Here is an 11,385-nt window from a genome sequence, read left to right as displayed (position 1 = left end):
TCTTTGATCTCATGGATCGAGATCGGGCGCCGCAAGAAAAACGGCGGCACCTGGATCTCTATAAACTGACCCGGTCTGGCTTCTTTGACCAGCTGGGTCTTAATTTCCATCTTCCAGATATCCTTTACCATTTCTGTATTGGAAAGGATCTTGGCATTTTCCTGAATCATGCCTTATTTCCCCATCTCGTTCATACTGATCATCGAGAAGGACAGTGATTCTAAGACACGAGTCAACGCTTCGGCCGTATCTAGACTTGTCATACAAGAAATATTGTTTTCGGCCGCTACACGACGGATCACAAATCCATCACGGCTAGTCGAATTGGTCTTATTGCTCATCGTATTGATGACGAAGTTGACTCGACCATGACGAATGATCTCAACGACATTGTTGTCGCCGCCTTCTTCGATCTTATTGGCATAGTGAACAAACAAGCCATTTTCTTCTAACATCTTGGCCGTTCCCTTGGTCGCATAGACCCCATAGCCGATATCCGCAAAGCGTTTGGCTAGTTTCAAAGCTTCGGCCTTATCTTCATCGGCAATCGTCAACAATACATTGCCATGCATCGGCACTGAGATTCCGCTGGCAACCAAAGCTTTATACAGCGCTTTTTCCAAGTTGACATCCGATCCTAAAGCTTCTCCGGTCGACTTCATTTCCGGACCTAACACGGTATCAACGGAACGAAGTTTCGCAAACGAGAATACCGGCGCTTTGACAAAGACACGGTTTTGATCATCCGGATGATAGCCTGGCGTATATCCTTGTTCTACGATCGAATGGCCTAAGATCGCCTTGGTTGCGATATTGGACATTTGAATGCCTGTGATCTTGGACAAGAACGGCACTGTACGGCTGGAACGCGGATTGACCTCTAAGACATAAACGTTGTCATCCTTATCTACGATAAACTGAATATTGTACAGACCTACAAAGTGGAAGCCTTTTCCAATGCGAATTCCGTAATCAATGATCTTTTCTTTGACTTCTTGCGAAATGATCTGCGTTGGATACACACTGATCGAGTCTCCCGAATGGACTCCGGCACGCTCGATATGTTCCATCACGCCTGGAATAAATACATTTTCGCCATCAGCGATCGCATCGATCTCCAATTCTTTTCCGACGATATATTTATCTACCAGGATCGGCGCATCGTGACTGATCTCTTTGACCGCCGTCGCCATATAAATCTTCAATTCATCATCATTATGCACGATCTCCATGGCACGTCCTCCCAAGACATAGCTTGGACGAACCAGAACCGGATAACCGATCTTCTGGGCAATGACCAAAGCTTCTTCCACGGTGATTGCGGTTTCTCCCTGAGGCTGCGGAATATCCAATTTCTTCAACATCGCTTCAAACTCATGACGGTCTTCCGCACGATCGATATCTTCTAAGGACGTTCCTAAGATCTTCACGCCATGTTCGACCAAAGATTCGGCCAAGTTGATGGCCGTCTGCCCACCGAACTGTACAATGACACCTAATGGTTTTTCCAGTTCGATCACATGCATCACATCTTCGGTCGTCAATGGTTCAAAGTACAATTTGTCACTGATCGAGAAGTCTGTCGAAACCGTTTCCGGGTTGTTGTTGATGATGATGGCTTCATAACCGGCATTGCGCAAAGTTTCCACACAATGAACCGTCGCATAGTCAAATTCTACCCCTTGTCCGATACGGATCGGTCCGGAACCTAATACAACGATCTTTTTCTTGTCCGAACAAATGGATTCATTTTCTTCATCATAGCTCGAGTAGAAATAAGGAGTTGCGCTGGTAAACTCTCCGGCACAAGTATCCACCATCTTGAATACCGGAATGATTCCGTTTTCTTTTCGCAGATCGTAGACTTCCTTTTCCTTCATATCCCAGTTGCGGGCAATATAGCTGTCCGCAAAACCGAAAGTCTTCAACTTTTTCAATACATCAAGATCTTTTGGATGGGCCTTCATCTCTTTTTCCAGTTCAATGATGCGTTTGATATGAGAGATAAAGAAGGCATCCATCTTTGTTTCTTCTACGATCACCGACATGTCATAGCCGTTTCTGAGCCATTGGGCAATCGCAAAGATTCTTTCGTCATCGTTCTTTTTGATCTTTTCCATCAGCTGCATCTGATCCATGGCGGCAAATTCAGCTTTTTCGATATGATCTACTTTCATTTCTAAAGAACGTACGGCCTTTAAGAAGGATTCTTCAAAATTACGGCCAATGGACATGACCTCCCCGGTCGCCTTCATCTGTGTTCCTAAACGGCGGTCGGCACTTGGGAACTTGTCAAATGGGAAGCGCGGGAATTTTGTGACCACGTAATCGATAGCCGGTTCAAAACAAGCGTAGCTTGTCTTGGTGATCGGGTTCAAGATCTCATCCAGAGTCAGACCCACAGCCAATTTGGCAGAAATCTTGGCAATCGGATATCCTGTTGCCTTAGAGGCCAAAGCCGAAGAGCGAGATACACGAGGGTTGACCTCGATGACATAATATTTAAAGCTCTGCGGATCCAAAGCCAGCTGCACGTTACATCCGCCGCAGATCTTCAGCGCACGAATGATCTTCAAAGAAGCACTTCGCAGCATCTGGTTTTCACGGTCCGTCAAAGTCTGGACCGGCGCCACAACGATACTGTCCCCGGTATGGATGCCGACAGGATCGACGTTTTCCATATTACATACCACGATGGCATTGTCATGGGCATCGCGCATAACTTCGTATTCGATTTCTTTATAACCGGCAATACTTTGTTCGATCAGACACTGTCCGACCGGAGAGATCTTCAAACCCGCTTCACAGATCTCGCGAAGTTCTTCTTCGTTATCCGCAAAACCGCCGCCGGTTCCTCCCAAGGTATAAGCAGGACGAACCACGACCGGATACCCGTGTGTATTACAGAATTCCACGGCCAGATCTACCGTATGCACAATGGCACTTTCCGGTACCGGTTCTTTGATTTCCTGCATCAAAGAACGGAACAATTCACGGTCTTCGGCACGGTTGATCGCATGCAGATCCGTTCCTAAAATTTCAACGCCGCATTCATCCAAGATCCCGTCGTTATGAAGTTCAACGACCAAGTTTAACCCTGTCTGTCCTCCCAGAGATCCTAAGATCGCATCCGGTCTTTCTTTATAGATCACACGTTTGGCAAAATCCAACGTGATCGGTTCAATATAAACACGGTCGGCAATCGTCGTATCCGTCATGATCGTGGCCGGATTGGAGTTGATCAAAATAACTTCATATCCTTCTTCACGCAAAGACTGGCAAGCCTGGCTTCCGGCATAATCAAATTCGGCAGCCTGACCAATGACGATCGGTCCAGAACCAATGACTAATATCTTATGTATATCTTGACGTTTAGGCATAGTGATTCTCCTTTTCCAATACATCCATGAAATGATCAAACAAGTTTTCAGAATCTAACGGTCCCGCACTGGCTTCCGGGTGGAACTGCATACTGAAACATGGATAATCTTTATGTTGCACCCCTTCACAGCTCTTATCATTCAATGCTTGATAAGTCATCTCTAAACGAGTGTTCTTCAATGAATCGATATCCACCGCAAAACCATGGTTCTGGCTCGTGATCAAAACCGTTCCCGATTTCAGATCCACGACCGGATGATTCGCTCCACGATGACCAAATTTCAATTTATAGGTTTTAGCGCCGCAAGCCAAAGAAATCAACTGATGCCCTAAACAAATTCCGAACACAACCGTCTGCGGAATCAGCTGACGAACCGTCTCGATCGCTTCTGGAACATCTTCCGGATTTCCCGGACCATTGGACAAGACTACGCCATCGGGATGGAAGCCCATGATCACATCAGCCGGTGTGTTATAAGGCACTACGATCAGATCGCAGCCGCGTTTAGAAAGTTCGCGAACGATTCCCATCTTGGCCCCAAAATCCATCAAAACCACTTTTTTGCCGCGGTTGGGGATCGGGAAGATCTTGGAAGAGCTCACGCGTTTTACCTGATCATGTAAGAAATCCGCTTCCTTCAACGTTTGTATGATCTCTTCAATATTGGCATCCGGTGCAGCCAAAGTAGCACGCATCGTTCCTTTTTCACGGATCTTGCGCGTAATAGCGCGCGTATCGACTCCATAAAGGCCGGGAATATCCACGCGTTTTAAATATGCGTCCAATGTTTCCTGGCTTCTCCAGTTGTTGGGTTCGTCGCAGTAATCCTTTACGACAAAGCCAAATACCGCCGGGATGATACTTTCGTTATCATCACGATTGACACCGTAATTTCCAATCAGCGGATACGTCATCAAAACGATTTGTCCACAATAGGAATTGTCCGTTAAGATCTCCTGATACCCCGTCATCGAAGTATTGAAGACCAACTCTCCAATTTGGAAGTTATCGCTTCCAAAGGCAGTTCCCTTATAGACGCTGCCATCTTCTAAAATCAACAGTCTTTCCATAGTTTTTATCCTTTCCACACCGTTTTCGATCCTACGATCGTCTCTTTGATGGCCCCATAGACTTTCCAGCCATCAAATGGTGTATTTTTTCCTTTTGATTCAAATTGTTCCTTATCGATCACAGTTTCGTGTTCCAGATCAACCAAGATCAGATCGGGACGATAGCCCACCTGGATCGAACCGATTTTGTCGATGCCGAAACGACGGGCCGGTGCCAAAGACATCCAGTGAACCAGCTGTTCCAAGGTCCAGCGCCCCTGTTTCTTGACAAATTCAGTATAAAGAAGCGGAAAACTCGTTTCTAAAGAAACAATGCCAAACGGTGTTTTATCCATCGGCTTGTTTTTTTCTTCTTCCGTATGCGGTGCATGGTCGCTGGCGATAAAATCCAAAGCGCCGTTTTCCAATCCTTCGATCAAGGCCATGCGGTCTTCATGACTGCGCAAAGGCGGATTCATCTTCCAGTTAGGACCTTGCACATCCTGATCTTCTAATAAAAGATGATGGGCTGTTACTTCCCCGCTGACATCAGCCCCTTTGGCTTTGGCCTCCTGTAAGGCCTGTACGCTTTCTTTGGCACTGATATGGCAGGCATGATAGCGATTGCCGATTTGTTCTGTCAATTCCAGATCGCGGATCAGCTGTGCACTCTCACACGCACTCGGGATTCCCAGCCAGCCTCTTTGGCGGTTGATCTCGCTGTCATGGACACAGGCTCCCGGCTGGCGGTATGCCATATCTTCGGTATGGGCGACGATCATGCAGTCGTTATCCTTTGCGGTTTTCATGGCTTGCGCCATCACTTCGGATGTAGAGACCCCTACACCGTCATCGCTAAACCAGCGGATCCCGAAGTTTTCTTTGATGGCTTTCATATCGACCACTTCTTTGCTGGCTTCTTCGGTCGTGATACAGGCATAAGGATGCACGCGCACAACCGCTTCTTGATCGATACGCTGCTGATACGCCTGGATCGTTGGCACATCATCCGGATACGGGATCACATTGGGCATGCAGAAGATGGTGGTAAATCCGCCATGGGCCGCCGCCCTGGTCCCGGTATGGATCATTTCCTTTTGTGTATAACCTGGTTCGCGCAGATGCACATGGACATCGACCAGGCCCGGTAAAACCGTCAAGCCCGAAGCATCGATCACTTCATAGTCGCCTTCGATATGATCCTCGATCCGTAAGATCTGTTCTTCATCAAACAAGACATCTTTACAGACCAGGCCTTCCGGGGTCAGTACTTTTCCGTTTTTTATGACTCGCATTTTCTTACTCCTCAAAAGGGGCAAATCCAAATGCCCGCTTTAAGACCGCTTTACGAACCAGGACCCCATTGGCCATCTGTTCGAAGATGCGGCTCTTAGATGCTTCCACTAAATCGGAATCAATTTCGACATCGCGGTTGAACGGTGCCGGATGCATCACAATGGCGTGTTTTTGCATGCGGCTATAGCGTTCTTTGGTCAAGCCATAGCGTTCCAAATACTGCTCTTTGGTCAAATGCGCCAAGGTCGCTCCTCTTTCTCTTTGAATGCGAAGCATCATGACCACATCGGCCCACTCTACCGCTTCATCTAACGGCATCGTCGGATAGCCTGGGCGCTCCCATTCTTCCGGTCCGCAGAAATAAACTTCGTTTCCTAATCGTTCTAAGGTTGATCGATTCGAAGCGGCCACACGCGAATGCAGAATATCGCCTACAATAGCCACCTTCAGGCCATGCAGCGTATGGAATTCATTTTGCATCGTCAATAAATCCAACAAACACTGCGTCGGATGATTGCCGGCTCCATCTCCTGCATTTAAGATTGGTACGTTGATTTCTTCTAATTCTTTAAAATATTCTGTCTTAGGATGACGGACCACAAAAGCGTCATAACCGACCATCTCAAATGTTTTCAACGTATCAAAGAATGTTTCTCCTTTGGTCACGCTGCTGGTGTCGGCATTGAAATCTGCCACTTTGCATCCCAGCTGCAGTTCAGCGCTTTCAAATGAATAATGCGTCCTTGTACTTGGCTCAAAAAAAAGATTAGCAACCAGACACTTTTTCAATGGTAATTGCCAATCCGAATAAGAACTATTAAAAAGTCTCGCATCATTTAAAATGCTGAAGATCTCATCAACTGATAGATCACTCATGGAACATAAGGAATGTTTGTTCATAAGAGCCCTCCTTTATCTTCCTTAAAAAAAGGGATTCAACGTTTGTTCAAATCCCCTTCATTTTTAACTAGAAGTATTCTACCACACTTCATTTCTTTTTCCAATCAGTTTATCAGGAAGTTTTTTGTTCCTTTCGAAGTTTCTTATTATATACTACTGATTATGATTGGAATCTATTTGGCCATCTGGAACAGCTGGACCTTCATTCTGTTTGGCATTGACAAATACAAAGCCTGCCATCATCGCTTTCGAATCTCAGAAAACACACTGCTGATCCACGCTTTTTTAGGCGGGGCCGTCGGCGGCTTTTTAGGCATGCTCGTGTTTCGCCACAAAACGCGACATCTGAAATTTTGTCTGATCATGCCCTTGCTTGTATTGATCCAAGTGTTTTTTCTCTGTTTCTTTCTAAAATAAAAGTCTGCCCAAAGACAGACTCTATTCCAGATTTAATTTATGATTCGAGATCCATACCCCTACGCTGTGGAAGATGCCTCCCAACACGAAGTTGTAGATCGTTAAGGCACCCACCAACATCATGCCAACGACCCATTCATACGATGTGACAAAAAGCGTGAATCCTTGTTCCAGATGAAAGTTGTCGACAAAATAAGCAAAGATCATCAATAAGATCAACGCCAGGATCTGCAGTCCAAAACTAATCACAAAATAATAGACCACACTGAACAGTCCCTTGTGTAAACGATGCAGCTGTCCCAGCATCATCGATAAGAAAAACATCGTGATCGATTGATAGAAAGAAGCTAATATCATCAAAACCATTAAGATGATAAATCCAATCGTACGTCCATCCTGGATTGGCAGTCCGGCAAACATCACCTCAAAAGAAAAGTCCGAAGATAAGATCCACAATGAAAGCATCAAAACCAGACCGGACAGACAGAAGATGATCAGTCCCGCCAATTCTTTGCTCAGGAAAAGAATATTGCGCGATACCGGCAGTGTGTTTGTCAGATAGCCTTCGTCTTTCAACATTGTGTTGAAGAAATCACGAACCGTCACAACGATAGGCCAGATGACCAAAGCGACCAAAGAGAAGAAATAGATCCCTCCATACATTAAAGAAATCATCTCAAAGACAAAGGAATCAAAGAGGGGCAGATCCTGAATCCAGTGAAACAGCCGGATCCCAATCGGCAAAACGATTCCTACAATATATAATGGCCACACCATTCGAAACAAAGCTTTACAATCATATTTTAACCGCAGTCCTAACATCTGAAATCCTCCCGGAAGATCTGATCGATCGATTTCCCTGTGCGGATCCGTAATTCATCCGCATCTTCCTGACGCGTGATCTTGCCATGATCCAAAAAGATCACCTCATCTAAAACTCTTTCTACATCCGCAATCAGATGCGTTGAGATCAAGATCGTCGCTTCTTCATCGTAGCTGGAAAGAATCGTATCCAGGATATGATCCCGAGCGGCCGGATCGACCCCGGCCATCGGCTCATCCAACACAAAGAGTTTGGCCTTTCGTGACATCACTAAGACCAGCTGCACTTTTTCTCGTGTTCCTTTCGAGAGTGTCTTGATCCGGCTGTCTAAAGAAATGGAAAACTCCTGCAGAAGACCTTCAGCCTTTTTTCGGTCAAAATCCGCATAGAAATCGCTAAAGAGTCTTAACGCTTCCTTGACCGTCATGCCCGGATCCAGATACGATCGTTCTGGAAGATACGAAACGATCTTTTTGGTATCGATTCCCGGCTTCTTTCCGTTGATCTGAACGGTCCCCTGATCGGGTGTCAAAAGATCATTGATCAATTTGATCATCGTCGTTTTTCCGCTGCCGTTGGTTCCTAATAATCCGACGATCTTGCCGGGCTGTAAAGTCACATGAATGGAATCCAAAGCGACTTTAGAGCCAAACTTTTTCGTAATGTTCTTCAGTTCTAAGATACTCATTTTTCTTTCCTCAACTTTTCTAATTCCTCTAGGATCTCTTCCATCGTAAATCCCATCTGTTCCATGGAAGCCAAAAATGCTTCGGTCTGTTCACGAGCGAGATCCTTTCTTAACTTTGCGATCTTTGCTTCATCCAGATCGACATAGCGTCCGCTGGTTCTATGAGAACGAACAATGCCTTCGGATTCCAGGATACTGAAAGCGCGCTGCATCGTATTGGGATTGACCTGCATCAAAGAAGCCATCTCCCGTACAGAAGGCAGCTTATCTCCTGCCGCGTATTCCTTGGTGATGATCTTGACCTTGATACGATCCACGATCTGTAAATAGATCGGACGCTCATTGGAAAATGGATTGTTCAAGTGCATCCCTCCTGTATTACTGTACTAGTTATCTAATACAATAATACAAACAATCCCTTTGCCTGTCAACCCAAAAATTTCACACGATTTCTTTATACAATTTCTATAATCTTTTGATAGGATAAAAGCCATAAGGTGGTAGAAAAATATGCAAGAAAATGTCTTCTTTTTCTTAACGATGAAAAAGGATGTGACTTTCTTCTATGATGATCTCAATCTGGAAGAAGGACTCCGTCTCATGCGAAAACACGGCTATACCGCAATGCCGGTGATCAACGCAAAAGGTGAATACATTGGTACGATCAACGAAGGAGATTTCCTATGGTATTTTATCGACCATCCGGAAACAACATATGAGACCGTAAAATCCACGCCGATCAAAGAATTGATCCGTCCCGATTTTACGCCGGCCATGATGATCGATGCGACTGTCGAGGAATTGTTTGATCAGTCCTTGAAACAAAATTTTGTCCCGATCGTCGATGACCGCAATATCTTTATAGGGATTGTCACGCGGAGTCGCCTGCTTCATTATTTTATGAAGACCCAGGAAGAAAGCAGAAAGAATCCGACTGAAGAAGTCAATGTCCAGAGTTAAAAGAGCACGTCGTGCTCTTTTCTCTTGATTAAAAATAGTGTATGATTGACTCAAATCAAAGGAGAGATGCTGACATGAAATCAGAAGATGCACATCCCCGACCCGGGAGGTGTTTTCTATGACATTGATTCTAGGAACCCTTCTCTATGTCGTACTTTTGGGGATGTTTTCTATTTTTCAGGGAACCCTCAACAGTAACCAAAATGCGAAAAAGCGAAAAAGAATGCCCCAGATCGTAACGATGCAGTTTTTAGAAGTGCTTGTGACAATAGGATATTCTTTATTTCTTTGGGAATCGATCCATAGTGACGAAGGCCGCTGGATCGGCCCTCTGATCATCACCTTGGCGTTTGTCACTTATTCTTTCGTGATCATCCACCGCTTTTGTAAAGGATTGGGTGTTCGCCAAGAAAAGAGCTTGACCCCTCGTATTGGTTTTCTCTTACGGTTCTTCCATCTGATCTGTACCCCGTTGACTTTCTTTATTCGCATTCCGGTCTTGAATGAAACCGAGGAAGTCACGGAAGAAGATATCCGCGAGATGATCAACACCTCGCAAAAAGGCGGGCATTTAGAAGAGCCCCAAAAAGAATTGTTTGAAAATGTATTCGCCTTTGACGATACCAGTGTCGAAGAGATCTGTACGCATCGCAATGAAGTGGTTTGCCTCTATTTAGAAGATGACATGAAGACCTGGAATGAGACCATCCAGAAAAACCGTCATACCTTTTATCCGATCTGCCAGGAAGATTCTGATGATATCATGGGCGTCTTGGATACTCGCGATTATTTCCGCATGGATATCAGGGATCGCGAACAGATCTTGGCCCATGCCATGGATAAACCGCTCTTCATCTTGGAAAACACAAAAGCCGATGATTGTTTCATGGAGATGAAAAAGCGAAAATACTATTTCGCAATCGTGATCGATGAATATGGCGGCATGTCAGGCATCGTAACTCTCCACGATATCGTAGAGACGATCTTAGGAGAGATGTACGAAGAAGAAGATGAAGAAGATCCCGAAGAGATCCAAATACTGGGTGATCAGACGTATCGCATCTACGGATTTGCGGATCTGGAAGAGGTACAAAATACCTTAGGCATCCCTTTGCCAGTGGATGACTATGATACCTTTGGCGGTTATGTCTTAGGATGTTACGGCTCGATCCCGGAGGATGGAGAACGCTTTGATGTTCACTGCCCAAAGATGGATATCTTTGTCAAAGAGATGAAAAATCACCGCGTGGTGGAAACGATCGTACAGATCAAAAAGAAGAAAGAGGAAGAAGAACATGAAATTACTGCAGGAAGCCATTGAACAAAGAGGAACAATCATCAATGATGATATCCTCAAAGTGGATTCATTCTTGAATCACCAGATTGATTGCCGCTTGATGAAAGCCATCGGACAAGATTTTGCCAATCACTTTCAAGATCAAAATGTCACAAAGATCGTAACGATTGAATCCAGCGGGATCGCTCCTGCCGTATTTGCCGGCGACTGCATGGATGTCCCCGTGATCTTTATGAAAAAAAGTGAACCCAGCACGATGTTAGACCCTGTCTATACGGAAGCTTTTTCCTTCACGAAGAACCGGAAATACACTCTGTGTATGGAACGCCAGTTCCTTTCGGAAAATGACCGCGTCTTATTCCTCGACGACTTCCTTGCCAATGGTCAGGCTTTCCTGTCTGCGGAAAACTTAATCCAACAATGTGGCGCCAAGGTTGTCGGTGTCGGTATCGTGATCGAAAAAAGCTTCCAAAAAGGAAGAGCTCTTATTGAAGAAAAAGGATATGATGTCTATTCCCTGGCTCGTATCCAAGCGATGAAAGACAAAAAGATCCTCTGGAAATAATAACTTCC

At 45.2% G+C, this 11,385-nt stretch carries 11 protein-coding genes; 4 read left to right on the top strand and 7 right to left on the bottom strand.

Features of this window, described 5'->3' with window-relative positions:
* Positions 1-173: 173 nt before the first annotated feature.
* From carB to Q0J48_RS01955, 4 genes are read right to left on the bottom strand one after another with little or no spacing between them, the layout of a single operon-like run.
* Positions 174-3,380, bottom strand: a complete 3,207-nt coding sequence (gene carB, locus Q0J48_RS01970; protein WP_296241114.1) for a carbamoyl-phosphate synthase large subunit — start codon at positions 3,378-3,380, stop codon at positions 174-176.
* Positions 3,373-4,452 (bottom strand): glutamine-hydrolyzing carbamoyl-phosphate synthase small subunit, encoded by a 1,080-nt coding sequence (gene carA / locus Q0J48_RS01965; RefSeq protein WP_296241112.1) that lies wholly within the window; start codon positions 4,450-4,452, stop codon positions 3,373-3,375. The genes carB and carA overlap by 8 nt, the downstream gene beginning before the upstream one ends.
* A 5-nt stretch (positions 4,453-4,457) precedes the next feature.
* On the bottom strand, positions 4,458-5,726 hold the full coding sequence (locus Q0J48_RS01960; RefSeq protein ID WP_296241109.1) for a dihydroorotase: 1,269 nt from the start codon (positions 5,724-5,726) through the stop codon (positions 4,458-4,460).
* Between the two features lie 4 nt (positions 5,727-5,730).
* Entirely contained in the window at positions 5,731-6,627 is an 897-nt protein-coding gene (locus tag Q0J48_RS01955; RefSeq protein WP_296241108.1) for an aspartate carbamoyltransferase catalytic subunit, read from the bottom strand.
* A gap of 162 nt (positions 6,628-6,789) precedes the next feature.
* Between Q0J48_RS01955 and Q0J48_RS01950 the strand changes: the two genes are divergently transcribed.
* Positions 6,790-7,044 carry a DUF1294 domain-containing protein gene (locus Q0J48_RS01950; RefSeq protein ID WP_296241106.1) on the top strand — a complete coding sequence of 85 codons (255 nt, stop codon included), beginning with the start codon at positions 6,790-6,792 and terminating at the stop codon, positions 7,042-7,044.
* 21 nt (positions 7,045-7,065) lie between these two features.
* Here Q0J48_RS01950 and Q0J48_RS01945 read toward each other — a convergent pair whose 3' ends face one another.
* The 3 genes from Q0J48_RS01945 to Q0J48_RS01935 are packed head-to-tail and all read right to left on the bottom strand — an operon-like array spanning position 7,066 to position 8,917.
* Entirely contained in the window at positions 7,066-7,866 is an 801-nt protein-coding gene (locus Q0J48_RS01945; protein WP_296241103.1) for a hypothetical protein, read from the bottom strand.
* Complete coding sequence (locus Q0J48_RS01940) at positions 7,860-8,555, bottom strand: ABC transporter ATP-binding protein (RefSeq protein WP_296241101.1); 696 nt, start codon at positions 8,553-8,555, stop codon at positions 7,860-7,862. Before Q0J48_RS01940 ends, Q0J48_RS01945 begins: the two co-directional genes overlap by 7 nt.
* Entirely contained in the window at positions 8,552-8,917 is a 366-nt protein-coding gene (locus Q0J48_RS01935) for a GntR family transcriptional regulator (RefSeq protein WP_296241099.1), read from the bottom strand. The genes Q0J48_RS01940 and Q0J48_RS01935 overlap by 4 nt, the downstream gene beginning before the upstream one ends.
* Before the next feature lie 148 nt (positions 8,918-9,065).
* Here Q0J48_RS01935 and Q0J48_RS01930 point away from each other — a divergent pair, with 148 nt between their 5' ends.
* The 3 genes from Q0J48_RS01930 to Q0J48_RS01920 all read left to right on the top strand — a co-directional run bounded on the left by Q0J48_RS01930 (position 9,066) and on the right by Q0J48_RS01920 (position 11,377).
* The gene (locus Q0J48_RS01930) at positions 9,066-9,515 is read left to right on the top strand and encodes a CBS domain-containing protein (RefSeq protein ID WP_296241097.1); all 450 of its coding nucleotides are present in this window, start codon (positions 9,066-9,068) and stop codon (positions 9,513-9,515) included.
* Positions 9,516-9,633: 118 nt separating this feature from the next.
* Positions 9,634-10,836, top strand: a complete 1,203-nt coding sequence (locus Q0J48_RS01925) for a hemolysin family protein (protein WP_296241096.1) — start codon at positions 9,634-9,636, stop codon at positions 10,834-10,836.
* A complete protein-coding gene (locus Q0J48_RS01920; protein ID WP_296241094.1) occupies positions 10,811-11,377 on the top strand; it encodes a xanthine phosphoribosyltransferase in 567 nt (188 codons plus the stop codon). Before Q0J48_RS01925 ends, Q0J48_RS01920 begins: the two co-directional genes overlap by 26 nt.
* The last annotated feature ends 8 nt before the right edge of the window (positions 11,378-11,385 follow it).

The sequence above is a fragment of the uncultured Faecalicoccus sp. genome, from assembly GCF_944325745.1.
Taxonomy (GTDB): domain Bacteria; phylum Bacillota_I; class Bacilli_A; order Erysipelotrichales; family Erysipelotrichaceae; genus Faecalicoccus.
Note: the sequence above shows the minus strand (reverse complement) of the source record. Positions and strands in the feature narration are given on the sequence as shown.

Bases quoted from the DNA above. Each gene is read 5' to 3' on its own strand.
- carB (WP_296241114.1), bottom strand. From the start codon at position 3,380: ATGCCTAAACGTCAAGATATACATAAGATATTAGTCATTGGTTCTGGA.
- carA (WP_296241112.1), bottom strand. From the start codon at position 4,452: ATGGAAAGACTGTTGATTTTAGAAGATGGCAGCGTCTATAAGGGAACT.
- Q0J48_RS01960 (WP_296241109.1), bottom strand. From the start codon at position 5,726: ATGCGAGTCATAAAAAACGGAAAAGTACTGACCCCGGAAGGCCTGGTC.
- Q0J48_RS01955 (WP_296241108.1), bottom strand. From the start codon at position 6,627: ATGAACAAACATTCCTTATGTTCCATGAGTGATCTATCAGTTGATGAG.
- Q0J48_RS01950 (WP_296241106.1), top strand. From the start codon at position 6,790: ATGATTGGAATCTATTTGGCCATCTGGAACAGCTGGACCTTCATTCTG.
- Q0J48_RS01945 (WP_296241103.1), bottom strand. From the start codon at position 7,866: ATGTTAGGACTGCGGTTAAAATATGATTGTAAAGCTTTGTTTCGAATG.
- Q0J48_RS01940 (WP_296241101.1), bottom strand. From the start codon at position 8,555: ATGAGTATCTTAGAACTGAAGAACATTACGAAAAAGTTTGGCTCTAAA.
- Q0J48_RS01930 (WP_296241097.1), top strand. From the start codon at position 9,066: ATGCAAGAAAATGTCTTCTTTTTCTTAACGATGAAAAAGGATGTGACT.
- Q0J48_RS01925 (WP_296241096.1), top strand. From the start codon at position 9,634: ATGACATTGATTCTAGGAACCCTTCTCTATGTCGTACTTTTGGGGATG.
- Q0J48_RS01920 (WP_296241094.1), top strand. From the start codon at position 10,811: ATGAAATTACTGCAGGAAGCCATTGAACAAAGAGGAACAATCATCAAT.